Raw genomic sequence first — 26,266 nt, forward strand, 5'->3', positions numbered from 1 at the left:
ACGCTACGTCCACACTTCCCCCTGACATATACCTGTTTCCCATGCCAATGACATGGCCACACGAATAATCTAACTTCCTTACCTCATGAAGATCTACATCGCCCCAAGATCGTGACGCGATGGAGGGTCTTGACAGGTCTGGTATCAGAGGAAGGCCGAGGGCCGTGGGTGGCGTGATCACGCCACCCACGGCCCTCGGAGACGCACGAGAGTGGCCGAGGTCAGTCCTTGACCCGCAGCGTCGGCTCCGCGGCACGCCGGCCGGGCTCCGGATCCGGTCCGGCCGGACTCCGGGAACCCGCTCGACCGCCCCCCTCGTCGACGGCGAGGAAGAGGACGGCGAACATCAGCAGGGCCGTGCCGGCGAGAACGACCGGGTTGAGCCGCTCGCCGAAGACCAGGACCCCGATGACAGCCGCGGTGAGCGGCTCCACCAGGGCGACCACGGAGGCCGTCGTCGCCCGCACGGCCCCGAGGCCGATGAAGAACAGCGTGTACGCCAGTGCCGTCGGCGCCGCCCCCAGGTAGAGGATCAGGCCGAGGGTCCACGCCGCCTGATCCATGTCCGGGAGCAGGCCCTCCACGAGCGCCATCGGCAGCAGGCAGACCGTGCCCACCGCGAACCCCGTCACGGTGGACTCGAAGGCGCCGCCGGCGTTCTTCCGGCCCGAGGAGCGGCCCAGCAGGGTCACGCCCGCGTAGCCGGCGGCGGAGAGCAGCGCGTACCCGATGCCCAGGACGGGGGCCGGTCCGGTGCTCCCGTCCGCGCCCCCCATCAGCAGCACCAGGCCCACGACGCCGCTGCCGACGGCGGCGGTTCCGGCGACGCCGGTGCGCTCGCCGAGCGTGAACCGCGCGCCGACGGCGACCAGCACCGGGCCCGAGCCCAGGGTCACCACCGTGGCCACGGTCAGCCCGGCCTGCTGGACGGAGGCGAAGTAGGCCGTCTGGTAGACCGCAAGGCCGAAGCCCGTGATCAGTGCCCGACGGGGGTTCGCCGCGAACGTCGCGCGCAGGGACTGCGCCGTCCGCGGTCGCCGGGACCGCCGGACCAGGTGGGCCAGCAGGAGCAGCCCCAGTCCGGCGAGGAAGCGCCAGAAGGACACGGAGACGGGACCGATCCCGCCGACGTCGTACAGCTCGGCGGCCACGGCACCGCCGGTACCCCATGCTGTGGCCGCGATCGCGACATAGAGAACACCCCGCCGCACGGGCAGGGCAGAAGAGGACTGCAACTGAGGTCTCCTCGATTGAAGGGCATCACGATGCTTCTCGAGGGCAACTCAGATCGCCGTCCCGGTAGCCCCGGGACGGCTCTGCATGGGCTGCCCGCCTCAGACGGCGGGCGGCGGCGGCGTCAGGAACGTCTGCATGTGATCATCCTACCCGGCGCGGGGCGGGCGCGGAGCGGCGACGGGGGATCTGCCGGAGCCGGGCGCCCGGCCCCTCGCCACACGTCACGGAGCCGCCCGCCCACCGGTCCCACATCCGTCATCCGCACGACACCGAGACTTCATCCCCCGCGCACCGGAGGGTGGTTGGCCGGGGCGGCGCGCCCCGCTACCTTCCCGGTCATGCCTCTTCTCCGCAACCGCCTGACGAAGCGGGTGCTGGCACCCGCGCTCACCGTGCTCGAAGGGCGGGTGAGACGCGGCCTCGAACCCGAACTGGCCTCGCTCCGCCGTGAGGTGGACGAGATGCGCCGGCAGACCCACGCGGTCGGGCTGCTGCTCGACGGCACGGGCCGCGGACCGCACCGCATGCCCCCGCCCGGGGAGATCGACCGCCTGGTCGAGGAGGTCCGGGCCGTCACCGGCAGCGAGCACGCCCGCCGGGGAGTGGTCGTCGCCTACCGGACGCTGGTGGCCCTGGAGGCGCTGGGCATCGGGCGGTTGGCGGGGTCCACGCCCAACATCTGCGGCAAGCTCGCCGCCGTGCCGCTGCTCTCCCCTCCGAACGGGAGCATCCTGGAGATCGGCACGCTCCACGGGCTGTTCGCCTCCGCGCTGGTACGGATGGTGCACCGGGCGGGCATCGAGCCGGACCTGACCATCGTGGACCCGCTGGCGGGCTCGCAGCTCCAGCCCGGCACCTCCCAGCCGGCCGACCCCACGGGCACACCCGTGCGGGAGGACGTACTGCGGGCCAACCTGGCGCTGGCGGGCGGGCGTTCGGCGCTCGACGCCCGCATCAGGCAGGGCTTCTCCGGCGATCCGCAGATCCGCGCGGAGGTCTCCGACCGGGCCTACGGGGTGGTCGTGGTCGACGGCGACCACTCCGAGGAGGGCGTCGCGGCGGACCTGTCCTGGGTGGAGCGGATCGCCGCACCGGGCGGGATCGTGGTCCTCGACGACTACGGCGACCCGGCCTGGCCCGGTGTCCGGGCGGCCCTGGACGCGCATCTGGCCTCCGGGGACTCGCGGCTGGCGCTGCTGGGCCGGGCCTCCACCTCGGCCTTCCTGCGCGCCCGCTGAGGGCGCCGGTCCGGGGCGGGGCGCTCAGGTGCGCAGCTGCTGCTGGCGCTCCAGCGCGCGCCGCAGCTCCACCGGGAACGGGTGGTACGGCCCGTACGCGCGCTCCGCGTCGTACAGCAGGGAGCGGAACTGGTGGCCCGCCGCGGTGTGGTCGCCCACGGCCAGCAGCAGATGGCCGATCCGCTGGCGCACCTGGAGCGCCCGGTCCCGGTCGGCGGCCTCGTAGGACGGCAGCACCGCGCGGTACTCGGCGAGCGCCGCCGAGGGGTCGCCGAGGTGCTCCAGGCACTGGGCGGCGTCGTGGCGGAACTGGAGCGCCTGGGTGTCGGCCCAGCCCGCCTCGGCGGCCCGCTCCTGGGCGAGTCGGCGCAGCTCCGGCAGCGCCCTCCGGTACTGGCCGTCGTCCATCAGGGTCGCCGCGTACTGCTTGCGCAGGATCCGCACCACCTGCGAGTGCTCCCCGTGCTGCGCCGCGGCGGCCGGGAGGATGCCGCCGAGGATGTCCACGGCCCGGGTGATGCCGCCCTCGCCGAGCAGCCGCTTGACCTCGTCCACGGCCGCGGCGACGTCCACCCCCGGCGGAGGGCCTGCCGGGGCCGGGGACGTGCCCGGCGGCGCCGCGGTGCCGTCGGGCCAGGGCGCGTGCGGGCGCAGGAAGGGGCGGGTCGGATCGAGCGGGCCGCGGGTCGCCCCCCTGGCGGGGAGCAGCGGGGCCAGCGCCGCGTACACCTCCTGGGCTCCGGACGGGCGGTGCTGGGGGTCCTTGGCGAGCAGTCTCAGTACGAGGGCTTCGAGGGGCTCGGGGACGTCCGGGCGCAGCCGCCGCACCGGCACGGGTGCCTCGTGGAGGTGGCGGTGGAGCACCCCGAGGGCGGTGGAGCCGCTGAAGGGGACGTCCCCGCTGAGGAGTTCGTGGAGCAGCACCCCGAGGGCGTACAGGTCGGTGTAGGGCCCGACGGCGCCGCCCAGCGCCTGCTCGGGGGCCATGTAGCCGGGGCTGCCGACCGGTGACCCGGTGTGGGTGAGGCGGGTGGTGTCGGAGTCGATGACGGAGGCGACGCCGAGGTCGAGAACGGTGACGGTGCCGTCCGGCTTGACCATCACATTGCGCGGTTTGAGGTCGCGGTGGACGATCGGCACCGCGTGGACCGCGCCGAGCACGGAGCAGAGCTGGGCGGCGACGGAGACGGCCCACTCCCAGGGGTAGGGGTCGTGCTCGGCCAGGTGGTCGGCCAGGTCGGCGCCCTCGACGTACTGCATCACCAGGTAGAGGTCGTCCCCGTCGCTGCCCGCGTCGTGGACCGTGACCAGCCCCGGATGGCAGACCTGGGCGGTGACCCGGCACTCGCGGACGAACCGGCGGCGCATCTCCTCGGCGGCGGTGGCGGCGGCCATGTGGTCGGGGCGGAGCAGCTTCACGGCGACACGGCGGTCCAGCCGCCCGTCGTAGGCGGTCCAGACCTGGCCCATGCCGCCCTGGCCGATCAGGGCGGAGAGTTCGTAGCGGTCGGCGATCATCCGCCCGTTCACCGGCCGCCGCCGTTCCCGGGAGTGCTCCCCTCGCCGGGGCGGTCCCCGCGGTCGGGTCCGCGCAGCAGGTCGCTCAGCTCGTCGAGTTCGGCGCGCACCTGGTCGATGCGGGGTGTGGCCGCACCCGGTGCGGTGGGGGTGCCGGGGACGCCCGGCCCGGGCGGGGCGGCGGGCGGGGCCGCGGGCGGGACGGACGGGGCGGGCGGGTAGCCGTATCCGGCGCCGGGTGCGGGGCCGGACGGCGGGCGGTGAGGGGGCGCCGGCCGGCCCGGACCGGCGAACGGGCCGGCCGGCACGGGCGGATGGGCGCCGGGGCGCGGATAGGGGCCCGCGGTGGGCGGCGGCGTGCCGTAGGGGGACACCGCCTGCCCCGGCGCGGTCGGCCAGCCGCCGGGGGACCGCGGCTGCTGGTAGTGGCTGATGTCGGCGATCAGGAAGTGCACGGGCACCCCGAAGGCGAGGCCGAGGAGGACCACCGCGCAGACGGCGTCCAGCGGCCCCGTCTCCGGCTCGCCCTGGTCCCCCGTGTCGGTGCTGGTCACCCCGAGCACCACGAACGCGGCGACGGCGAGCAGCAGCGCGCCCCAGCACAGCAGCCAGTCGGACCGCCGCCGGCGCAGGACGGCGATGCGCAGCATCGCGGCCCAGGCGAGCGACCCGAGGCTGAGTACGGAGAGCGCGACGAGGACGACGCGTACGACGACGAGCAGCGCCGTCGAGGGACGCGGGGAGTGCGGCACAGGGCCGTGGCCGTGCATTCCTGCTCCTGGGTGCCTGAGGACGAGGCGGACGGGCGGGGCGCCCTGGGGGCGGGTGAAGCGTATACACCGACGCCCGTGACGTGTTCCGGGTTGTACCCAACCGTTGTGCCCGCGCGGTCCGTCCCGACGCGTCAGGGCAGGACGCGGCCGTCCGTCAGCCCGTCGTGGAGCCCCTGCACCAGCCGGTCCCCGAGGCGCGCGGCGAGCCGCAGGGCGTCCTCGAACTCGCTCAGGGCGCGGAAGCGCTCACCGTAGCGCCGCTGCTCGCCGAGAGGCAGCCGGGGCAGCTGGAGCCGGCGGACGTCGAGCCGGGAGGCGGTGGAGGCGTGGCTGCTGGCCTGGCGCCGGTTGGCGCTGCCGCGCAGGAAGCCCGCGAGGAACCAGGGGTCGAGGGTGGCCGGGTCGGGGCGCAGCAGGTACAGGTGGCGGCCGAGCACGGCTCCCGCGAGGGAGGGGTCCGCGACCCGGACGAAGGCTCCGCCGCCGAGCACGGGCACCAGCACGTCCCCCGGCGCGATCAGCACCGGTTCCTCCCCGGGGGCGTCGGGGAGCATGCCGGAGGGCGGGCGTCCGGCGATCAGGTCCTGCTCGGTGAGCACGGGCGGGCGGCCGTCGGCCGGGGAGCCCCCGGCACCGCCGGAGCGCAGCTGGAGGGCCCCGGCGCGGGCGAGTTCGCCGACCGTGGCCGACGGGCGGCTCGCGGCGGTGCCCGTTGCCTCCGAGGGGACCGGGGTCAGCGCGGTGGCGCGGGCGAGGGCGCGGGAGAGGTCCTCGCCGACCCGTGACAGCTCGGCGCCCCCCGCCGCGGCGGGGGGCGGCAGGCTGCGTGCGGGGGTCAGGTCCACCTCGTCGTCGAGGAGTTCGACGACGGGCACGGCGCGGCTCACCCCCGGGGCCTCCGGCGGGGTGCCGCCGCGGTCGAAGGCCCGCCAGGCGTCGAGGACGGCGGTGCGCACCGCCGTCCAGTCGAGCCGCTCGCGCGCGCCGTCGCCGCGCCCGCCGTCCTCGGGGGACGCAAGGGCCGCGGTGTCCACGAGCAGCAGCTCGGAGGCGGGCGGGCCGCCGGGGGCGGGCCTGCGCAGCAGCCACAGGTGCAGCGGGATGCCGTACGGGGGTGCGGCTCCCGCGGGCAGGGCGACGACCGCGCGCAGCGCGCCGCGGCGCAGCAGCCCCGCGCGGACGCGTCGGCCCGAGCGCCGGGAGGCGACGGCCGGGGGCATCAGCAGCACGGCGGTCCCGCCGGGCCGGAGCCGGGCCAGGGCGTGCTGGACCCAGGCCAGCTCGGATTCCGTGCGGGCCGGGAAGCCGTACTCCCAGCGGGGGTCGTAGGCCAGTTCCTCGTGGCCCCAGTTGCGTTCGTTGAACGGCGGGTGGCACAGCACGGTGTCGGCGGCGAGCCCTTCGTGGCCGTCGGAGCGCAGGGCGTCGCCCCCGGCGGCGCGGACCGGGGAGCCGCCGTGCAGGGCAAGCCGGAGGGCGGTGAGCGCCGCCAGGTCGGGGTCGGCGTCCTGGGCGCACAGGGCGGTCGGGCGGCGGGCGGCCCGCAGCAGGGCGCCGGTCCCGCAGGCGGGGTCGAGCACGGTTCCGGCGTCGCCCGCCAGGTCGGCCATGAGCTCGGCGGCCGGGGCCGGGGTGAGCGTGTACTGCCGGGGGTTGGCGTCGAGGTGGCGGCCCAGCAGGAACTCGAAGGTCTGGCGTGCGCCGGTCGCGGCGGCGAGTTCGGCGGCCGCACGCAGCAGCGGTGCGGAGTCGTCCAGTTGCTGCGGGGACGGCGTGGGAACGGCGCGCGAGGCGCCGAAGCGCCGTTCGAGGACCGTGTCCAGCACGTCGCCCAGCCCTGTGCCGAAGCGCTCTTCGGGGGCCGCGGCGAGCGCGGGCCAGTCGGTGGGCCGCTCGTGGACGGCGAGGAGCACGCAGGCCGTTCGGACCAGGGCCGTGACGGCTCCGGCGGGGTCCCCGGCAAGCTGCTGCCAGACCCTCTCGCGCAGCGGAACCTCCGCGAGTTTGCCCTGGTCGCGCAGCCACTGCTCGATCTCGGCGAGCGCGAAGGAGGGGCTGGCCTCGGTGCCGCCCACGGGCTTGGGAAAATCGGGGTGGCGGCGGCGCCAGTTGCTCACGGCGGCGCGGCCCACACCGGCGAGCCGTGCGATGCCCGCCGCGGTGACCTCGGCTGCGTTCTCCGGCATCCGGCTTCCCCTCGTCAGGCCCTCGGGCTCGTGAGCGACGTGTCGGCGGCGCGTCGCAGGACACCTGATCACGCTGCTGTGACGACGATCCTAACCAGGCCCCATGGGACAGACAGTTTCACAGCCGCATAAGGCAACAATAAGATAACCCTGTTGACTCGGTTCACAGGCTCTGTTCTTATTGGCTCGAACACAGCGGATCCTCTTCAGGGTCCTACACACATCCCTTGGGGGGGATCCACCCATGTCCCAGCCGACCCAGCAGCCTCCGCACGGAACGCCGCAGCCCTACAACCCGGGCCCCGCGCCCGCTCAGGCCCGCAACGGCCTCGGCACGACCGCCCTGGTGCTCGGCATCATCGGCCTGCTCATCGCCTTCGTCCCGCTGCTGTTCTGGCTCGGCGGCATCCTCGGCCTGCTCGCCCTGATCTTCGGCCTGGTCGGCCTCGGCCGGGCCAAGCGCGGCGAGGCCACCAACAAGGGCGTGGCCGTCGCGGGCACCGTGCTCGCGGCCCTCACCCTGGTCGCCAGCGTGTTCATGGGCATCGTCACCGTGATGGCCGTGGACGAGGCGGTCGACGAGATCAACAAGGCCGTGGAGGCCAGCGCTCCCAAGGAGGCCACCGACGCCGCCGAGGAGCCCGCCGCCGAGGGCGAGGCCCCGGCCACCGGCGAGACGCTGGCGGCGGGCGACTCCGTCATCTACGACGACGACGTGACGGTCACCGTCTCCGCGCCCAAGGCGTACTCCCCCAGCGAGTTCGCCATCGGCCACACCTCGGGCAACAAGGCCTACCAGGTCACCGTCGTGATCGAGAACGCCGGTACGGAGAAGTTCGACACCGTCCTCACCACCGCCGACGCCCGCGCCGGCGAGCAGGGCGTGGAGGCCGAGCAGATCTTCGACGACACGGTGGGCGGCGGCTTCGAGGGCACCATCGCGCCCGGCAAGAAGGCCACCGTGGTGTACGCCTTCGACGCCCCGGCCGACGCCAAGACCCTGACCGTCGAGATCTCCCCCGGCATCTCCTACGACTCCTCCCAGTGGGAGCTGACCCTCTGATCCGACGCGGGGCCCGCACGGGCCCCGCTCCGGCAGAGGGAGGGTGCGGGCCGCGACGGGGGAGCGGCCCGCGCCGCCGTCCCCGGGTGCGTCACAACCGGTGGCGCACCCACACGTTGGGCTCCACGTACACCGCGTAGCCCCGCTCCGCCTCGACGTGCACCGGCACCAGGGCGCCGGGCACGTGCAGCGGCCCCGAGACGTCGAAGGCCAGGCCGGTCCACCGGCGCCACTCCTCCGTCGAGCCCGACACCGTCATGGAGGCCGGGGCCACCTTCTCCAGCACACCGCCCGCCCGGGCGTGCACCCGCAGCCAGGGGTCGTGCGGCAGGCCGTCCCCCTCCCGCTTCCGGAACGCGTACTCGGCCATCACGGCCTCCGGTTCGGCGCTCTTGGCACTCGGCCGCACGGGGGCGACGAGCTGGGCGACGCCCCGCCCGCGCACGAGCTCCCGCAGGGCGTGGAGCATCCGGCCCGATATGCCCCGGCCCAGGTGGTCCGAGGAGACGGTGATCTCCACGGCGCTGACCGTGTCCGGGCGGCGTCCGTGGCGCAGGTCGGAGAAGGCCCACAGCACCACCTGGTCCCAGCCCCGGTCGGGCAGCTCCCGGCGCCCGTCCATGTCGAGGACGAAGGGCACGCTGAACGCCTTGGCCACGACCGGCCCCTCGGGGCCGTCGGTCGCCACGAGCACGTACTCCGGCAGCTCCGCCATGATCCGGCCGATGTTCGCCCAGCCGACGGGGTCCTCGCCGATGAACGACTCCCAGGTGTCGGGCATCTCCCACAGCAGGGGTCGCAGTTCGGGGCGTTCCGCCAAGGTGGTGATCATCAGGTCCATGCGGCGCAGGCTAACCGCGCCGAACCCACCTCTCCCACCGGTTTTCCCAGGCCTCAGCCCCCGCACCAGCGGAGCATGGCCTGCTTGTCGGCGCCGGTCACCGGCAGCTCGTACGCGTCGGCGACCTGGGCGAACCGCACCGCGTACGAGCAGCGGACCGTCCTGTCCGGCGGCAGCCACGAGGCCGGGCCGGAGTCGCCCTTGGCGGAGTTCTCCCGGCCGTCCACCGGCAGCAGGTTGAGCGGGTCGTTGGCCAGCCGCCGGCGCTTGTCCTCCGGCCAGCGCGCCGCGCCCAGCTGCCAGCTGTACGACAGGGGCACCACGTGGTCGATCTGCACCTCGGCGGCCTTCGCCTTGCGCCAGGCGATGTCCTTGCCGGTGTAGGGGTCGTGCAGGTCCATCGAGACGACCACGCAGTCGGAGCCCTCACGGAAGCGGACGTTCCGCCCGTGCAGCCGCAGCAGGTCGTTCCGCGTGTCGCACCCGTTCCGCGCCAGCGGCACCCCGTCGGCCGTGTCCATCCAGGCGTAGCCGAACTCGTCCCGGTCGTAACCGGTCTTCGGGCCGCGCCCCTTGACGGCCAGGCCCTCGATCAGGCTCCGCGCCTCGGCCAGCCGCCCCTCCGGCAGGGCCGCCAGGCCGGCACGGGTGCCGTCCGGGTTGTCGAGCGGGCTGGTGCCCCGCGCGGCGGGCGCGGCGGTGTCCGGCTCCGGTCCGGCCCCGCCCCGCCCGATGTCCTCGCAGCCTGCCAGCAGTGCCACCGCGAGCAGCGCCGCCGCCCCGCCCCTGATGCTCCGTGTTCCCCTCACGCCCCCTACGGTACGGGGCCGTTCGCCGGAACGCCGCCGCCCCGGTCGGCCACCGGGGCCGCCGGGGCGGGCGGACCGTGTCAGGAACCGAGGACGGTGGTGAGGAACTCACCCGTCCACGCGAGCAGTTCGCGCCCGACCACGGGCTTGCCGCCGATCTTCCCGGTGGTGGGCCGCGGCACCAGGACCTGGTGGACGGCGGGCTTGACCACCGCCCGAGGGTGCAGCCGCTTCAGCCGCAGCTCCTGCGACTCGCGCAGCTCGACCGGTGCGAAGCGGATGTTCGGCCCCTGGAGCACGATCTCGCCGACCCCGCAGGCCCGCGCCAGCATCCGCAGCCCGGCCACCAGCAGCAGGTTCTCCACGGGCTCGGGGAGCTTGCCGTAGCGGTCGGTCAGCTCCTCGCGCACCGCCGCGATGTCCTCCTGGGAGGCGGCGGAGGCGATGGCACGGTACGCCTGGAGCCGCAGCCGCTCCCCGGGGGCGTAGTCGTGCGGGACGTGGGCGTCCACCGGGAGCTCGATCTTGACCTCCAGCGGCGGCTCCTCCTCCGTGCCGCCCTCCAGGGAGGCGCGGTAGTCCGCGACCGCCTCGCCCACCATCCGCACGTACAGGTCGAAGCCGACGCCCGCGATGTGGCCGGACTGCTCGCCGCCGAGGAGGTTGCCCGCGCCGCGGATCTCCAGGTCCTTCATGGCGACGTACATGCCCGCGCCCATCTCGGTGTGCTGGGCGATGGTGGCGAGGCGCTCGTGGGCGGTCTCGGTCAGCGGCTTCTCCGGCGGGTAGAGGAAGTACGCGTAGCCGCGCTCCCGCCCCCGGCCGACCCGCCCTCGCAGCTGGTGCAGCTGGGAGAGGCCGAAGTTGTCGCCCCGCTCGACGATGAGGGTGTTGGCGTTGGAGATGTCGATGCCCGACTCGACGATCGTCGTCGAGACCAGCACGTCGAACTTCTTCTCCCAGAAGTCGACCACCACCTGCTCCAGTGCCTGCTCCGACATCTGGCCGTGCGCGGTGGCGATCCGCGCCTCGGGCACGATCTCGCGCAGCCGCGCCGCGGCCCGGTCGATGGACTCCACCCGGTTGTGGATGTAGAAGACCTGCCCCTCGCGCAGCAGTTCGCGCCGGATCGCGGCACCGATCTGCTTCTCCTCGTAGGGGCCGACGAAGGTCAGCACGGGGTGCCGCTCCTCCGGCGGGGTCGTGATCGTGGACATCTCCCGGATGCCGGTGACCGCCATCTCCAGGGTGCGCGGGATCGGGGTCGCCGACATGGTGAGCACGTCGACGTTGGCCCGCAGCTTCTTCAGCTGCTCCTTGTGCTCCACGCCGAAGCGCTGCTCCTCGTCGACGATGACGAGTCCGAGGTCCTTGAACTTCGTCTCCGAGGAGAACAGCCGGTGGGTGCCGATGACGATGTCGACGGAGCCGTCCCGCAGCCCCTCCAGGGTGGCCTTGGCCTCGGTGTCGCTCTGGAACCGCGACAGCGCCCGGGTGGCGACGGGGAACTGCGCGTAGCGCTCGCTGAAGGTGCCGTAGTGCTGCTGCACGAGCAGGGTGGTGGGCACCAGGACGGCGACCTGCTTGCCGTCCTGGACCGCCTTGAAGGCGGCGCGGACCGCGATCTCCGTCTTGCCGTAGCCGACGTCGCCGCAGATCAGGCGGTCCATGGGAACGGTCTTCTCCATGTCCTCCTTGACCTCGGCGATGGTCGAGAGCTGGTCGGGCGTCTCCGCGTAGGGAAAGGCGTCCTCCAGCTCCCGCTGCCAGGGCGTGTCGGGGGCGAAGGCGTGTCCGGGGGCGGCCATCCGGGCCGAGTAGAGCCTGATCAGGTCGGCGGCGATCTCCTTGACCGCCTTCTTCGCCCGTGCCTTGGTCTTCGTCCAGTCCGCGCCGCCGAGGCGGTGCAGCGTGGGGGCCTCGCCGCCGACGTACTTGGTCACCTGCTCCAGCTGGTCGGTCGGGATGTAGAGCCGGTCACCGGGCTGCCCCCGCTTGGCGGGCGCGTACTCGACGAGGAGGTACTCGCGGGTGGCGCCCTGCACGGTGCGCTGCACCATCTCGATGTACCGGCCGACGCCGTGCTGCTCGTGGACGATGTGGTCCCCGGTCTCCAGGGTCAGCGGGTCGATGGTCTTGCGGCGGCGGGTGGGCATCCGCTGCCCGTCCTTGCCCGCCGCCTTCTGTCCCGACAGGTCCGTCTCGGTCAGCACCGCGATACCCAGCGAGGGGGCCACGAAGCCGTGGTCGGCGGAGCCGCGGACCACGTGCACCAGGGAGGGCGAGAGGTCCGTCAGGTCCGCGTCCAGGCGGGCGGCGACGCCCTCGCCGCCGAGGACCTCGACCGTCCGGGAGGCCGGGCCGTGCGCCTCGGTGACGTAGACCGTGCGCCAGCCGTCGGCGAGCCAGCCCTTGGTGTCGGCGAGTGCGCGGGCCGTGTCGCCCCGGTACGCCTCGGGCGCCTGAAGGCCCAGGCGGAGGGTGTCCTCGTCCGCGTCCTCGGCGTCGGCCGCGAACGGCGAGACGGACCACCACATCATGCCGAGTTCCCGGGCCCGGTCCCGCACGTCGGCGATACCCCACAGGGAGGCAGCGCCCACGTCGATCGGGGCCTCTCCGCCGCCCGCGGTGGCCGCCCAGGACGCCTGGAGGAACTCCTGGCTGGTGGCGACGAGGTCCGCGGCCCGGGTGCGCACCCGCTCCGGGTCGCAGACCACCGCCATGGAGCCCTTCGGCAGCACGTCGAGCAGGAGTTCCATCTCGTCGACGAGCACGGGCGCGAGGGACTCCATGCCCTCGACGGCGATGCCCTCGGCGATCTTCCCCAGCAGCTCGCCGAGTTCGGGGTGGGCCTCGGCGAGCTCCGCGGCGCGGCGGCGCACGTCGTCGGTGAGCAGCAGCTCCCGGCACGGGGGTGCCCACAGCCCGTGCTCGGCGACCTCCAGGGAGCGCTGGTCCGCGACCTTGAAGTAGCGGATCTCCTCGACGTCGTCGCCCCAGAACTCCACCCGCAGGGGGTGCTCCTCGGTGGGCGGGAAGACGTCCAGGATGCCGCCTCGGACGGCGAACTCCCCGCGCTTCTCGACCAGTTCGACACGGGAGTAGGCGGCGGCCGCGAGCGAGGCGACCACCTCGTCCAGATCCGCCCGCATCCCCGTGCGCAGCGCCACCGGCTCCAGGTCGCCCAGCCCCTTGACCTGCGGCTGGAGCACCGAGCGCACGGGTGCGACGACCACGCTCACCGGCCCTGCGGCCGGGTCGTCCGCGGAGGGGTGGGCGAGGCGGCGCAGCACCGCGAGGCGGCGGCCCACCGTGTCGGAGCGGGGCGAGAGCCGCTCGTGGGGAAGGGTCTCCCAGGAGGGGAACTCCACGACGCCGTCACCGGGCAGCAGGGAGCGCAGCGCGGCGGCGAGGTCCTCGGCCTCGCGGCCGGTGGCCGTGACGGCCAGCACCGGGCGGCCCGCGCCGCGGGCGAGCGCGGCCACCGACAGGGGCCGGGCGGCGGGCGGACCGACGAGGTCGACATGCGTCCGGTGGCCGTCCGTGGCCGCCGCGACCGCTTCGGCGAGCGCCGGGTCGGCTACGACGGCATCGAGGAGACCGTGCAGGCTCATGAAGGGCTTCCGTCCAGGAATCGAGGGGGGTGGGCAACGCAAACGGCCCGGCGCGTCGTGGGCCCCGCGTCGGGGACGCGGGGCGGGCCGGGGGCTCCAGCCTACGACGCGCGGGGGACACCCGCGCGGGCGATCCGCGGGCGGGGGGCACGTTCGGCCACCGGACGGCCACGCTCCGCACAGGCGCCCGGCGGGCGGCCCGGGGAACACGGGCGGCCGCCGCCGGGGCCCTTCCCCCCGGCGGCGGCCGCGTGTGCGGGAGTGCCCCTACTCGGTGGCGATCGCGTTCAGGACGTTCATCCGCCCCGCGCGGAAGGCCGGCACCAGTGCCGCGAACAGGCCGACGAAGGCGGAGCCCACGAACACCGCGCCGATGGTCGGCCAGGGGATCTGCAGGACCTCCAGGCCCTCCAGCGCCAGGAGCTTCTGGGCGGCGGTGCCCCAGCCCATGCCGAGGCCGAGGCCGAGCAGGGCACCGAACAGGGCGATGACGACGGACTCCAGGCGGATCATGCGCCGCAGCTGCCTGCGGGACAGTCCGATGGCCCGCATCAGGCCGATCTCACGGGTCCGCTCCACCACCGACAGGGCGAGGGTGTTCACCACGCCGAGCACCGCGACGATGATCGCCAGCGCCAGCAGGCCGTAGACGATGTTCAGCAGCTGGCCGATCTGGTTCTTGAGGTCCTCCTTGTAGTCGGTCTGGTTCTTCACCGTGTACTGCGGGTACTCCGCGAGCGCGGACTTCAGGGCGGCGTAGGCCGCCTCCTCCTGGCCCTCCTGCGCCGTCGCGAACATGATCATGTTCTGCGGCATCAGGTCCGCGGGGAGGTACTTCTCGGCGGTGGCGATCGAGAAGTACTTGACCCCCCGGTCGATGTTGGTGTCGTCGGAGGTGACGGCGGCCACCGTGAGGCGCGCGGTGGCACCCCCGCGGAACTCCAGCTCGACGGTGTCGCCGACGGACACGCCGTGCTGCTCCGCGTAGTCGGAGCCCACCGAGAGGGCGTCCGGCCCGTAGGCGGCGGCGAGGTCCCCCTCCAGCGTCTCGCGGCGCACGTCCTCGGCGTAGGTGGCGTCGGCGGCCACGAGGTCCGCGGGCTCCGCGGAGCCGTCGGGGGCGGTGATCGTCGCCGCCACGGGGCGGTAGCCGGTGACGTGGGCCAGGCCCTCGGCCCCCTCCAGGGCCTCCCCGGCCTTCGGCACGATGGGAGCGCCGTCCTGGGCGGCGGACTGGACGATGAAGTCGGCGCCGACCGAGCGGTCGAGTTCGTCCGTGGCGGAGGCGACCATCGAGGAGCCGACCACCGACAGGCAGGCGACCAGGGCGAGCCCGATCATCAGCGCGGCGCCGGTGGCCCCGGTGCGGCGGGGGTTGCGCAGCGCGTTGCGCTCGGCCATCCGTCCCACGGGGCCGAACACCCGCAGGACGAGCGCGGCGAGGACCCGCACGACGCCGCCGGCGAGCAGCGGGCCGACGACCACGAAGCCGACCAGTGACAGCAGGATGCCGAGGCCCAGCAGGACCGACCCCTCGGACGCCTTCTCCGCCCGGGTCGCGGCGAGGAGCGCGGCACCGCCGCCCAGCGACAGGACGAGGCCGACCGCGCCGCGGATGCGCCCGGCGCGGCCGTCGGAGGGCGTCCCCGCGTCCCGGAGGGCCGCCATGGGGGAGATCTTCCCGGCCCGGCGGGCGGGCAGGTAGGCGGCGACCACCGTGACGACCACGCCGAGCGCGAGCCCGACCACGGGGGTGGTCCACTTCACCGTCAGGTCGTCGAGCGAGAGGTTCATGCCCACGGCCGACATCAGCTTCATGAGGCCGACGGCCAGCCCCACACCGGCGGCGACGCCCGCGAGGGAGCCGACGAGGCCGAGCAGCAGCGCCTCGGTGAGCACGGACCGGTTCACCTGGCGGCGGTCGGCGCCGATCGCCCGCATCAGCCCGATCTCGCGGGTGCGCTGGGCGACGAGCATGGAGAAGGTGTTGACGATGAGGAACACGCCGACGAGCAGGGCGATGCCGGCGAAGCCGAGCATGGCGTACTTCATCACGTCGAGGAAGGAGCCGACCTGCTCGCGGCCCGCGTCGGCCGCCTCCTCGGCGGTCCGGAGCGTGTAGGGGGCGTCGAGCGCGGCGTCGAGGTCCCGCTTGAGGCGCTCGTCCGTCACGGAGTCCTCGCCGGTGACCAGGATCTCGGTGAAGACCCCCTCCTCGCCGAGGAGGTTGCGCTGCGCGGTGGCGGTGTCGAAGTAGACGATCGAGGCACCGGGGTTGGTGACCTGGAACGAGGCGATGCCGGAGATCCGCGCGGTGAAGTCGCCGGTGACGGCGATGGTCCGCAGCTCGTCGCCGAGCTTCAGCCCGTGCTTGTCGGCGGTGTCGCCGTCGACCATCACCTCGGTGGGCCCGCGCGGCGCCTGCCCGGAGGTGATCTTCATCGACTTGAGGTCGTTGTCGGTCCAGTTGGCGGCGATGGTGGGGGCGCCGCTGGTGGACCCGACGTTCTCGTTGTCCGCGTTCACCACGGTGACGCTGAGCGTGGCGACGGCGCCCTGGGCGGACTCCACGCCCGGGACGGCGCGCACCTCGTCGACCACCGAGGCGGGCAGCGTCCTGGGGACGCCGGTCGCGGGCCTGCCGTCGTCGTCGGGGCCCTCCGGGCTCACGGTGACGTCGGCGGAGGCGACCGCGAAGAGCTTGTCGAAGGTGGTGTTCATCGTGTCGGTGAACACCAGGGTCCCCGAGACGAAGGCCACGGACAGCAGGACCGCCACCGCGGAGAGCGCCATCCGGCCCTTGTGGGCGAGGAAGTTGCGCAGCGAGGTCTTGAGGACGGTCATGAGGTGCGCCCCCGGGCGTCGAAGTCCTTCATCCGGTCGAGGACGGCCTCGGCCGTCGGCCGGAGCATCTCGTCGACGATGCGGCCGTCCGCGAGGTAGAGCACCCGGTCCGCGTAGGAGGCGGCGACGGGGTCGTGGGTGACCATGACGATGGTCTGGCCGAGTTCGTCGACCGAGCGGCGCAGGAAGCCCAGGACCTCGGCCCCGGCGCGGGAGTCCAGGTTGCCGGTGGGCTCGTCGCCGAAGATGATCTCGGGACGGGCGGCCAGGGCGCGGGCGACGGCCACGCGCTGCTGCTGCCCGCCGGAGAGCTGGGTCGGCCGGTGCTTGAGCCGCTCCGCCAGGCCGACGGTCTCGACCACGCGGTTCAGCCAGGCCGCGTCGGGCCGACGGCCGGCGATATCCATGGGGAGGGTGATGTTCTCCAGGGCGTTGAGCGTCGGCAGCAGGTTGAACGCCTGGAAGATGAAACCGATGCGGTCCCGGCGCAGGCGGGTGAGCTTCTTGTCCTTGAGGCCGGTGATCTCGGTGTCGTCGATGGAGATCTGGCCCGAAGTCACGGTGTCCAGGCCCGCGAGGCAGTGCATCAGCGTCGACTTGCCCGAGCCGGAGGGGCCCATGATCGCGGTGAACTGCCCGCGGTGGATGTCCACGTCGACGTGGTCGAGGGCGACGACGCGCGTCTCGCCGTCGCCGTACGCCTTGACGACCTGCCGCCCCCGGGCGGCGACGGCCGACCCTCCGGTCTCCCCGCGTGCGGGGGTGGTCACAGCCGTGGTCACGGTCGGTCTCCTAGCTCTGGGGTGCGGTGGCCCCCGGGGCGGGCGGGCCGCCGCCGGGGGTGCTTCGAGTCTTCCGGCCCGGGGAGGGAAAAGCCCTGGTGCACGGCGCAGTCGTGAGGCGGGGGTTTTCCCCACCCCCGTGCGCCGGGCGCCCCCCTCAGGGCGTAAGGACACGGTAAGGAAAGAGATGTTCCGGCCACGTCGTCCGCCGGGACGAACGCTTCCCGGTCCCGGGTAAGGGACGGCCCTTAGGGGTGTCCACCCTGGGGCGGAGGCGCGGGTACGGCGAAAGGAGCAGGGCCCGGGGCCGCGGGTACGCCGCGCCGCCCGGCCCGGGCGGCGCGGCGCGGCCGGGACGGCGCGGCCGGCCGCGCACAGAATCGTCACCGAACCGACATACCGTACGGTCGGTAACCCCTTACGGCGCCCTCTACCGGTGAGTAACGTACCCGGACCACCCGCGCCACCCGCCCCGTCCCCCTCGGGCGGCAAGGAGCATGCCGATGTCGTACCACCCGCCCTTCCCCGATCCGCCGCCCCGGCACGGTTCCGGGGCCCACCGCGCCCGCCCCGGGAGCGCCGGCCCCGCACACGGCTCCCCGCACCCCGGCCGCCCGGCCGGGTACGGCCCCTGGGCGGAGCCCGCGGCCGACACCTGGGCCGACCCCGCGGCCGGTACCTGGGCGGAGCCCGCCCGGGACCCCTGGGCGGGCACGCACGGCACCCCGCTCGGCACCCCGCGCGCGCCCGGGCCCGCCGACGAGCGGGGAGCGGTGCGCCGGCTGGGCTCGGCCTACCGGCTGCTGCGGCGCGTCGCCACCCTCACGGCGCTGGGCTACTTCGTCCTGTACCTGCTGCTCTCCGCCTACGCGCCGGGGCTGATGACGGGCTCCGTCAGCGGCGGGCTCACCACCGGCGTCCTGCTCGGACTCGTCCAGCTCCCGGTCGCTCTGGGGGCCATCGCCCTGTACGAGGCCATCGCACGCCGCCGCGTCGACCCCCTGGCCGCGGGGATGCGCGAGCGGGCCGCCGAGGCGGCCGCCGACGACGAGCGGACCGCCGCCCGGCGCGCCCCGGGGGGTGCCTTCGTATGAACGGCCTGACCGGATTCAGCTCCGAGGCGCAGACCCTGTCGCTCATCGCCTTCATCACGGTCATCACCGTGACCCTGCTGCTGTGCGTGATGACCGGCCCCGACCGCGACGACCTCGGCGAGTTCTACACCGGCTACCGCTCCCTGTCCCCGGTGCAGAGCGGCCTGGCCATCGCCGGGGACTACATCTCCGCGGGGACCGTGCTCGGCACCATCGGCATCATCGCCCTGCTCGGCTACGACGGGCTCTCGCTCACCCTGAGCACGGTGCTCTCCCTGGTGCTGATGATGTTCCTGCTGGCCGAACCGCTGCGCAACGCGGGCCGGTTCACCATGGGCGACGTCCTCACCCGGCGCACCCCCGGGCCCGCCGTGCGCATCACCACGGCCGCGGTCACCCTCCTGGCCCTGGTGCCGCTGGTGGTCTTCCAGCTCGCGGGGGCGGGCGACCTGCTCGCCGTGGTGCTGGGCTTCGACACCGACGGCTTCAAGACCGGGGCGATCGTCTTCCTCGGCCTGCTGATGATCGCCTACGCGGCGATCGGGGGCATGAAGGGCACCGCGTTCATCCAGATCGTCAAGACCGTGGTGCTGCTCGGCGCCTCGACGGCGGTGGCCGTACTGGTGCTGGAGCGGCACGACTTCAGCCTGCCCGCGCTGCTGGGCGCCGCGGCGGCGGGCAGCGGTGCCGGGGACGCCTACCTGACCGCCGGGCTCCAGTTCGGCGGGGACGACCTCGACATGATCAGCGCGCAGCTGACCGTGGTGCTCGGCGCGGCGGTCCTGCCGCACATCACCATGCGCATGTTCACCGCGCGCAGCGCCCGCGCGGTGCGGCGGTCCATGTCGTGGGCCGTGTCCACCGTCGTCGTCCTCTGCCTGCTGATCGCGGTGATCGGGTTCGGCGCCGCGGCCCTCGTCGGCCACCAGGGCCTCGTGCAGGGCGATCCGCAGGGCAAGACGGCCTATCTGCTGGTCACCCAGGCGGTCCTCGGCAGCGAGCCGAACCCGGCCCAGACGCTGCTGTTCACCGCCGTCGCCACCGCCGTCTTCCTCACCCTCCTGGCCTCCGTCGCGGGCATCACCCTGGCCTGCGCCAACACCCTCGCGCACGACCTGATCGCCCACGGCCTGCGCCGCAGGCGGCTGAGCCACACCACCGAGATGGCCGTGGCACGCGCGGCGGCGGCCGGCGTGGGCCTGGCCGCACTGGCCGTCGCGGCCGTGGCCCGGCACCTCAACCTCCAGGCGCTGCTGATGCTCTCCTTCTGCATCGGCGCCTCCGCCGTGGCACCGGCCCTGGTGTACAGCCTGTTCTGGCGCCGCTTCTCCCGCGCCGGGCTGCTCGGCACCCTCGTCGTGGGCACCGGCTCGGCGCTGCTGCTGATGACGGGCACCAGCCTGGTGTCGGGTTCGCCCCAGGCGGTCTTCCCCGACGTGGACTTCCACTGGTTCCCCTACACCACCACCGGTCTGGTGTCGGTGCCGCTCGGCTTCCTCGCGGGCTGGCTCGGCACCCTGCTCTCCGAGCGCCGGCGGGGCCCCGACGCGGAGCGGCTGCGGTACGAGGAGGTCGAGGCGACCATCCTGGCGGGCGTGCCCGCGCCGGAGCGCGCCCCCGCCTGAGCGGGCGCGGGCACGCAAGGGGGGCGCCCCCGGTCCGGTGACCGGGGGCGCCCCCTCGTGTCGCGCGGCGGGGCGCCCCGCCGTGGCCTCAGCCGTGCGGGCGGCTCACAGCAGACCGTCCCACATCTGCTCCAGCAGCACCGACCACCAGCTCTCCGGCGAGGAGAGCGCGGCCGGGTCCAGGGCCGCCAGCTGCGCCTGGAAGTCGACGGTCCACCGGCCCGCCTGCTCCGGGTTCAGGCCGTAGCGCAGCCGCCACATCCGCCCGAGCAGGGCCATGCACCGCACGAACTCCGGCAGTCCGGTGTTGACGAACTGCGGCGCCACGGACTGCCCGCCGGGACCTGCCTCCACCGGCACGGCCACGATGTGCGCGGTGCCGTACTGGACGCAGATCGCCCGCCCGAAGTCGCTGCCCAGGACGAGGTACGAGGCGGCGTCCGACGCGGGCTGCAGCTGCCGCTGGGCGGCCAGCTCCGCCAGCGTCGGCACCACGGGGTGCGCCGGCTGCACCCAGAAGAAGGGGTTGAAGTCGGCGGGCAGTCCGGCCCACACCAGGGTGGCCGCCACGATCTCCGGGACCCCCTGGCGCGAGACGGCGCGCTGGTCGAACCGCAGCAGGGCGGGCCCGAAGGCGGCGGCCAGCTCCTGCGCGGCGCCCTCCGGCGGGACCGGCGGCGCCGGCTGCACCTGCGGCAGCGGTGCCCGCACCGGAGCGGGACGGGCCGGGCCGTCCGCCACCTGGTGCAGTTCGCCCTGGTGGGCGAGGAGCTGCCGCACGCCCTGCCGGCGCGAGGCGTGGTCCGCGCCGTACGGGGCGATCGAGGTGATCCGTGCCTGGGGCCAGGTCTCGCGGATCATCCGTGCGCAGTAGGCACCCGGGAGTTCGCAGGACTCCAGCTCGGTGTGGAGTTCCAGCACCGCCTGCGGGGGCACGTTCATCGCCCGCAGCTCGTGCAGCATCTGCCACTCGGGGTGCGGGGTGCCGGGGGCCGAGCGGCGGATCAGCTGCGCCTCCGAGCCGTCGGGGGCGCGGTAGCGCAGCACCGCCTGGTAGCCGGGACCGACCATCGGCGCACCCGTGGGCGGCTGGGGATAGCCGTAGCCCCCGGGGGCTCCCGGCACGGGGCCGGGAGGAGCGGGGGGCGGCGGGGCGCCCGGTCCCGGCCGGCCCGGATCGGCCAGCATCGTCGCCGCATGGTGCGCGCCGCCCGCGGGCGGCGGGGTGCCGCCCCCGCCCGACGGCGGAACCGGCCCCGCCCCCGCGCCGGGCGGCGGAGTCGACCCCGGAGCAGGCGGCGGACCGGGAGGACCCGGAGGCGGCGGGACACCCGGCCCCGGCCGGCCCGGATCGGCCAGCATCGTCGCCGCATGGTGCACGCCGCCCGCGGGCGGCGGGGTGCCGCCCCCGCCCGACGGCGGAACCGGCCCCGCCCCCGCGCCGGGCGGCGGAGTCGACCCCGGAGCAGGCGGCGGACCGGGAGGACCCGGAGGCGGCGGGACACCCGGCCCCGCCTGGGGCACCACTGCGGTCGGCTGGTAGCCGCCCGGGGGCGGGGTGGGGGCTCCGGGCGGCGGGGGCGGCGTGCCGCCGGCCCCTGCCGACCGCGCTCCGCGCGGCGGTGCGGCGGCCTTGCCGGTGGCCGCCTCGGCGATGTCCGCCGCGCCGGGGGGCGGGGGCGTGGCACCCGGGGGCGGGGCGGCGGCCGCGGGGGAGGCGTCCAGGGCGGGGGCCACCGCCGTGGGCGGCAGGGCACTGCCGCCGGGCATCAGTGCGGTGGGGGTGTCGGCGGGTACGGGCGGAGGCGTGTCGTCGCCGCCGAGCGGCGGTGCGAAGACCGTCGCGGGCAGCGGTACGGAGGCGTCGCCGCCGTCCGTGCCGCTGGTGTCCGTCCAGCCGGTGCCGCCCGGGGCGGCGGGCACGCCGTCCTGCGCGGTCGGCTCGTGGCCCTCCGCACCGCGCGGAGCGGGCCACGGGGTGGCGGGCGCACCACCGCCGGTGTCCCCGGTGTCCGCGGGGGCGGGGGCGGCGTCCGAGGGCTCCGCCCGACGGGCGGGGACCGCGTCGGCGGGCACGGCGCCGGAGGGCCCCGCGTCCGGCGGTTCGGCGTCCGAGGGAGCGCGGCCGCCGGCCGTCCCGCGGGCGTCCGCCCCCGAGGTGCGGTGGTCCGGGATGCCCAGCCGGTCCGCGGCCTCCTGGAGCCACTCCGGCGGGGTCAGCAGGAAGGAGGTCTGGTTCAGGTCGATCCGCTCCGGGGCCCCGGCCTCGGGCGGGGCCGCGGCCGCCCGGGACCCGTACTCCTCCTCGTAGCGGCGGATCACCTCGCCGACGGGGAGTCCGGGCCACAGGGTGGCCTCGCCGCCGTCCCGGGCGATCACCAGCCGCTGGCGGCCGCCGTCCGAGCGCGCGACTCCCTCGCGGTCCTCCGCCCAGACGACGAAGCCCAGTTCGAACTCCCGCACCCGCACCTCACGGTGCTGGTAGGCGGGCACGTCGCCGTTGACCCATTCCTCGGCGCGCTCCTGCGCCTGCGCGAACGTCACCATCGGCCGATCACCCCTCGCCCGGCTCGCGGACCGGCACGGCCTGTGCGAAGCCGCCGTCCACCATCAGATTCGCCACGGTCTCCAGCTCCGGCGGACTGCCCGCGAGGCGCTGGAGGAAGTCGTCGAAGTCCTCGCCGCACGGCAGCAGGAGCCGCTCCGTGCGCTCCTGGACGCCCATGCCGTCCCGGTCGCGGGCGTCGTCGTGGGCGCAGAACCACACCGAACCGGTGCCCGTGCCCTTCACCCTGACCGCGAGGATCCCGCCCTGCACGAAGGCGACGCCCAGGTAGTCCTTGGTGAGGTGGTCGCGCAGGCACTTGTTCGCGTAGACCAGGTCGTTGACGGCCGCCTCGTCCCGGACCGTGAGGAACGGCTGGTCGACCAGGAGCCCGAGCTCCGCGTCGAGGGCCGCCCCCACCGGGGCGCAACCGCCCGCCGCCTTGAGGAAGGTGCGGTAGGCGCCCGGCAGCCGGTAGCCCAGGTCCTCCTCCACGCCCTGGAGTTGGTGCTCGCTCACCGACACGGCGCCCCGCGGGACGGCGAAGTGCGCGGGACGGGTCTCCTGGAGGGGGCGCGTACCGCGCTTGTCCTGGTCGACCCGGGCCGTGGCCAGGCCCCCGTGGTGGCGCAGCAGCGCCTTCACCTCTACCGGCACCAGTTCCAGGCGCCGGGTGCCCGCCACGTGGTGCCAGGTCCAGCCGTGCGGGGTGGCCACGGCGGGCAGCCCCTCCCACAGGGGGTGCCCCCCGGCGTGCAGGGCGGCGTTCGCCGACACGTAGTCGGTCAGGCGCAGTTCGTCCACGCCGAAGCCCTCGGGCGGTTCCGCGATCTCGGCGGCCGCGCGCGCGTACGGCGAGAAGTCCGGGTATCCGTGCGTGTCGACCCGCACCCCCTGAGGGTGGCGCGCCGCGCGTACCGGGTCCGGGAAGTGCACGACCTGCCCGGCGTAGGCCGCGTTCGGTGGCGCGGCACCGGCGCCGGCCCCGGGGCTCATGGCTGCCCCCAGGCCCTGCCGACCTGTCGTCATGGCGTTCTGCCCCCTGTGGCGTCTGGCTGGTGCAGCACAGCCTATGCGGTACGGCAAGAGGGGCCTCCGGCCCGTCGCCTCCGTAACGAACAGTCACTTCCGGGTGACACGACACGCCCCGCGGCGACGCGTTTCGGCGACCCAGCTTCCCCATGACCCGCCCTCTTTGGCAGGCTGTCCCTTTGCATGACTCGGGGGAGTGCACGGAGGGGATCCACAGGACCATGCACGCAGCGCAACCAGGCTCGGCGCCCGGCACCACGGGCGACCCGCGCCTCAGCTGGAGCAGTGACGAGGCGCCACGACCGCCCGTGCTGCGCCAGCGCCGGGACGGCATCCTGCCCGCCGTGGCCGCCGCGCTCTCCGTCCGCGGGGAGACGCTCACCGGCACCGCGGGCAGGAGCGAGCGCCCGCCGCCCCTCCATCCGCTGGTGCAGGACTTCTTCGACACCCTGACGAGCGGCCAGCGCGAGCGCTTCACGGGCCGGTGCCCGGAGGCGATCCTGCTCTCCCGGCACCTCGCCGCCGCCGAGGGGCGACGCTCCAAGCGCGCCCAGCGCAAGCCCCTGACGCAGAGCGAGGCCCGGCGCTCCCTCAAGCACGCCCGGCTCACCGCCCGGCGCATCCGCGAGGACGGCGATCCGCTGCACGGCACCTACGCACCGCCGTGCCGCTCCTGCACCGCCCTGCTGGACCACTTCGGCGTACGTGCCGTGGACCCGACCGCACCCGAGAACGGCTGACGCGACCCACCCATGCCCGATCACCTGAGCACCACCCGTTTCCCCGTGGCCGTGGACGCGGCCCTGCGCGAGGCCGGCTGGCAACCCGGCCGCTGGGACATACAGCAGGCGGAGCACTGGGCGGACAGCCTGCGTGCCCACACCTCGCCGGCCGGGCACCGGCACAGCGTGTTCCCCGCCGTGGTGGAGGCGTGGGCGGAGTTCGGGGGACTGAGGCTGGTGGCACCGGGTCCGGGTCGCCAGCACGCGCCGGCGCCCGTGGTCTTCGACCCGCTGGCCGGGCTCCACCTGGCCCGCACCCTGGGCGACCTCGGACGGGCGCTGGAGACGGAGGTGTCGCCGCTGGGACGGGAGGGCGACCACCAGGCCGTGCTGGCCATGGACGCCGAGGGCCGGGTCTACAGCATCGACCACACCGGCGACTGGTACCTCGGCCCGGACATCGACGAGGCACTGTCCACGCTGGTCACGGGGACACAGCCGGCACGTCTCACCGCCGGGGGCTGACGCCGCCCGGTGCCGCCCGCCGGCCCGGTGCGCCCTGCCGCCGCACCCGCGCCCCGCGGGCGCGGTGCCGGGCTCAGGCCGCGCGGCCGCGGTCGGGCAGCACCGCGGAGACGCGGAAACCGCCGGCGTCCGTCGGCCCGGAGACGAAGACCCCGCCCAGGGCGGTCACCCGCTCGCGCATCCCGAGCAGCCCGTTGCCGCCGCTCGGCAGACCGGGCGCCGCCACCGCCGTGCCGGGCGCGCCGTTCTCCACCTGCATCGCCACCTCGGCCTCGCGGTGGGCGAGCCGCACCCTCACGTCGGCTCCCGCCGCATGCTTGTGGACGTTGGTCAGCGCCTCCTGGACCACCCGGTAGGCCGTCTGCTCCACCTCGGGGGCGTAGCCGCGGGCGTCCCCGTGGACGGCGAACTCCACCACCATCCCCGTCATCCTCGACTGCCCCACCAGGGCCTCGATGTCCGCGAGGCTCGGTCCGTCCCCCGCGGCGGCAGCGGCGGCGGCAGCGGCGGCGGCGCCGACCGCCGCGAGCGGCACCCCCTCGGCGGCGGGCCGCTGCGGGGGCGCCGCGGCGGCGGCCTCCGGATCGCCGCTGCGCAGTACGCCGAGCATCTCGCGGAGCTCGGTGAGCGCCTGCCGGCCCATCTCCCCCACCAGGGCGGCGTTCCTGACGGCCTTCTGCGGGTCCTTCAGGGCCACGGCCTGGAGCGCGGCCGCGTGCACCACCATCAGCGAGACGCGGTGGGCCACCACGTCGTGCATCTCCCGGGCGATCCGGGTGCGCTCCTCCTGCCGGGCCCACTGCGCGCGCTGCTCGGCGCGGTCGGCGAGCAGCGAGAGCTCCTGCTCCAGGCTGTCCGCCCGCTCCCGCAGGCTCTCCATGAGCCGGCGCCGCGCGCCGATGTAGAGGCCGAACAGCACGGGGGGCGCGGTGAGGCCCAGCGACATGAAGCCCGCGGTCAGCGGCTCGTACCAGGCGTGGCCCCCGGCCCCCAGCACGTCCTGGCGGACGCGCACGAAGGTCACGATGAAGGTGGCGGCGAGCGACATCCCCGCGAGGGTCGCCACGATCCGGCGCGGCACCTCCGAGGCCGCGAGGGTGTAGAGGCCCACGACCGCCATCAGGAAGCCCATCTCGGCGGGCGTGGTGGCCACCGAGACCAGCACCACGGCGATGGGCCAGCGCCGGCGCACCACGAGCACGGACCCGACGAGGAACCCGAACACCACCCCCACCGGCACCGGCAGCGCGGCCTGGTGCGCGAAGCCGACGCCCTGCACGGCGCACTCCGCGGCCGACACCGCCGCCAGCCCCACGTCCAGCACGGCGCTGCGCCGCCGTCCCCACCACAGGAACGCGCGGGCGGTCGAACCCGCGGCGTCCCGGTCTGCCCCCGTTGCGGTCATGCCCCCCAGACTAAGGGCGGGCGCCGGTCGTTCCACGGGGTGTGCGTCCGCGGGCCGGGCGGGGGGCCGGGGGCCAGGGGGCGGTCCGCCCGCGGGCGGCCGGGGTGCACGGGCGCAGGGACCGGGGCGGGAGGGGCCGCCCGCCCCTGGAGCCTTCGGGGGCGGGGGTGTTCGGGCTCCGGACCGCCGCGCCGTGGCCCGTCGCGCCGGGGGGCGGCGGTGCGGCATAGTAGGGGATGCCCGCGGGCCCCCTCCTCGAAGGACGCCCGCCGGACGCCGCGTTCCGCCGTGGTGTAATTGGCAGCACTGGGGCTTTTGGTGCCTTATGTCCGGGTTCGAGTCCTGGCGGCGGAGCTCTTCCCCACCCGACGCGCGCGGGCCCCGACCTCACCGGTCGGGGCCCGCGCGCGTCTG

General features: G+C 75.0%; 18 protein-coding genes and 1 tRNA gene. 7 read left to right on the forward strand and 12 right to left on the reverse strand.

The genetic code is table 11. The annotated features are described in order from the left end of the window. Window positions 1-221: 221 nt before the first annotated feature. Window positions 222-1,235 (reverse strand): DMT family transporter, encoded by a 1,014-nt coding sequence (locus NPS70_RS20775; RefSeq protein WP_256525858.1) that lies wholly within the window; start codon window positions 1,233-1,235, stop codon window positions 222-224. Window positions 1,236-1,574: 339 nt separating this feature from the next. Here NPS70_RS20775 and NPS70_RS20780 point away from each other — a divergent pair, with 339 nt between their 5' ends. Next, complete coding sequence (locus NPS70_RS20780) at window positions 1,575-2,474, forward strand: class I SAM-dependent methyltransferase (protein ID WP_256525859.1); 900 nt, start codon at window positions 1,575-1,577, stop codon at window positions 2,472-2,474. Window positions 2,475-2,498: 24 nt separating this feature from the next. Here NPS70_RS20780 and NPS70_RS20785 read toward each other — a convergent pair whose 3' ends face one another. From NPS70_RS20785 to NPS70_RS20795, 3 genes are all read right to left on the reverse strand, one after another. Then, the gene (locus NPS70_RS20785) at window positions 2,499-4,004 is read right to left on the reverse strand and encodes a serine/threonine-protein kinase (RefSeq protein WP_308315034.1); all 1,506 of its coding nucleotides are present in this window, start codon (window positions 4,002-4,004) and stop codon (window positions 2,499-2,501) included. Next, window positions 4,001-4,762 carry a hypothetical protein gene (locus tag NPS70_RS20790; protein ID WP_256525970.1) on the reverse strand — a complete coding sequence of 254 codons (762 nt, stop codon included), beginning with the start codon at window positions 4,760-4,762 and terminating at the stop codon, window positions 4,001-4,003. Before NPS70_RS20790 ends, NPS70_RS20785 begins: the two co-directional genes overlap by 4 nt. A gap of 134 nt (window positions 4,763-4,896) precedes the next feature. Continuing rightward, a complete protein-coding gene (locus tag NPS70_RS20795; protein WP_256525860.1) occupies window positions 4,897-6,951 on the reverse strand; it encodes an N-6 DNA methylase in 2,055 nt (684 codons plus the stop codon). Window positions 6,952-7,195: 244 nt separating this feature from the next. Between NPS70_RS20795 and NPS70_RS20800 the strand changes: the two genes are divergently transcribed. Further along, window positions 7,196-8,014: a DUF4190 domain-containing protein gene (locus NPS70_RS20800; RefSeq protein WP_256525861.1), complete on the forward strand. Its 819-nt coding sequence runs from the start codon at window positions 7,196-7,198 to the stop codon at window positions 8,012-8,014. A 91-nt stretch (window positions 8,015-8,105) separates the two neighbouring features. On the opposite strand, the gene NPS70_RS20805 is transcribed toward NPS70_RS20800, so the two are convergent. The 5 genes from NPS70_RS20805 to NPS70_RS20825 all read right to left on the reverse strand — a co-directional run bounded on the left by NPS70_RS20805 (window position 8,106) and on the right by NPS70_RS20825 (window position 16,904). After that, on the reverse strand, window positions 8,106-8,855 hold the full coding sequence (locus NPS70_RS20805; RefSeq protein WP_256525862.1) for an N-acetyltransferase: 750 nt from the start codon (window positions 8,853-8,855) through the stop codon (window positions 8,106-8,108). A 53-nt stretch (window positions 8,856-8,908) separates the two neighbouring features. Next, on the reverse strand, window positions 8,909-9,664 hold the full coding sequence (locus tag NPS70_RS20810) for an HNH endonuclease family protein (protein WP_256525863.1): 756 nt from the start codon (window positions 9,662-9,664) through the stop codon (window positions 8,909-8,911). A gap of 80 nt (window positions 9,665-9,744) precedes the next feature. Next, window positions 9,745-13,278, reverse strand: coding sequence for a transcription-repair coupling factor (gene mfd, locus NPS70_RS20815; RefSeq protein ID WP_256525864.1), 3,534 nt, complete (start codon window positions 13,276-13,278; stop codon window positions 9,745-9,747). A gap of 267 nt (window positions 13,279-13,545) precedes the next feature. After that, entirely contained in the window at window positions 13,546-16,122 is a 2,577-nt protein-coding gene (locus NPS70_RS20820; protein WP_256525865.1) for an ABC transporter permease, read from the reverse strand. Then, window positions 16,119-16,904, reverse strand: coding sequence for an ABC transporter ATP-binding protein (locus tag NPS70_RS20825; protein ID WP_256525866.1), 786 nt, complete (start codon window positions 16,902-16,904; stop codon window positions 16,119-16,121). The genes NPS70_RS20820 and NPS70_RS20825 overlap by 4 nt, the downstream gene beginning before the upstream one ends. Before the next feature lie 503 nt (window positions 16,905-17,407). Here NPS70_RS20825 and NPS70_RS20830 point away from each other — a divergent pair. Together NPS70_RS20830 and NPS70_RS20835 are read left to right on the forward strand one after the other, a co-directional pair. Further along, complete coding sequence (locus tag NPS70_RS20830; protein ID WP_256525867.1) at window positions 17,408-17,998, forward strand: DUF485 domain-containing protein; 591 nt, start codon at window positions 17,408-17,410, stop codon at window positions 17,996-17,998. Then, window positions 17,995-19,623 carry a cation acetate symporter gene (locus NPS70_RS20835; RefSeq protein ID WP_256525868.1) on the forward strand — a complete coding sequence of 543 codons (1,629 nt, stop codon included), beginning with the start codon at window positions 17,995-17,997 and terminating at the stop codon, window positions 19,621-19,623. Before NPS70_RS20830 ends, NPS70_RS20835 begins: the two co-directional genes overlap by 4 nt. A 105-nt stretch (window positions 19,624-19,728) precedes the next feature. Here NPS70_RS20835 and NPS70_RS20840 read toward each other — a convergent pair whose 3' ends face one another. Beyond that, complete coding sequence (locus NPS70_RS20840; protein ID WP_256525869.1) at window positions 19,729-22,170, reverse strand: SUKH-4 family immunity protein; 2,442 nt, start codon at window positions 22,168-22,170, stop codon at window positions 19,729-19,731. 7 nt (window positions 22,171-22,177) lie between these two features. Then, a complete protein-coding gene (locus tag NPS70_RS20845; protein WP_256525870.1) occupies window positions 22,178-23,197 on the reverse strand; it encodes an SMI1/KNR4 family protein in 1,020 nt (339 codons plus the stop codon). A 224-nt stretch (window positions 23,198-23,421) separates the two neighbouring features. Between NPS70_RS20845 and NPS70_RS20850 the strand changes: the two genes are divergently transcribed. Together NPS70_RS20850 and NPS70_RS20855 are read left to right on the forward strand one after the other, a co-directional pair. Then, window positions 23,422-23,940, forward strand: coding sequence for a YwqJ-related putative deaminase (locus NPS70_RS20850; protein WP_256525871.1), 519 nt, complete (start codon window positions 23,422-23,424; stop codon window positions 23,938-23,940). A gap of 12 nt (window positions 23,941-23,952) precedes the next feature. Continuing rightward, entirely contained in the window at window positions 23,953-24,447 is a 495-nt protein-coding gene (locus tag NPS70_RS20855; RefSeq protein WP_256525872.1) for an SUKH-3 domain-containing protein, read from the forward strand. A 73-nt stretch (window positions 24,448-24,520) separates the two neighbouring features. On the opposite strand, the gene NPS70_RS20860 is transcribed toward NPS70_RS20855, so the two are convergent. Continuing rightward, window positions 24,521-25,852 carry a sensor histidine kinase gene (locus NPS70_RS20860; protein WP_256525873.1) on the reverse strand — a complete coding sequence of 444 codons (1,332 nt, stop codon included), beginning with the start codon at window positions 25,850-25,852 and terminating at the stop codon, window positions 24,521-24,523. A gap of 282 nt (window positions 25,853-26,134) precedes the next feature. Between NPS70_RS20860 and NPS70_RS20865 the strand changes: the two genes are divergently transcribed. Then, a tRNA-Gln gene (locus NPS70_RS20865) sits at window positions 26,135-26,206 on the forward strand. Window positions 26,207-26,266: the final 60 nt, after the last annotated feature.

It is taken from the genome of Streptomyces sp. C10-9-1 (genome assembly GCF_024497955.1).
In the GTDB taxonomy this organism is placed as follows: domain Bacteria; phylum Actinomycetota; class Actinomycetes; order Streptomycetales; family Streptomycetaceae; genus Streptomyces; species Streptomyces sanyensis.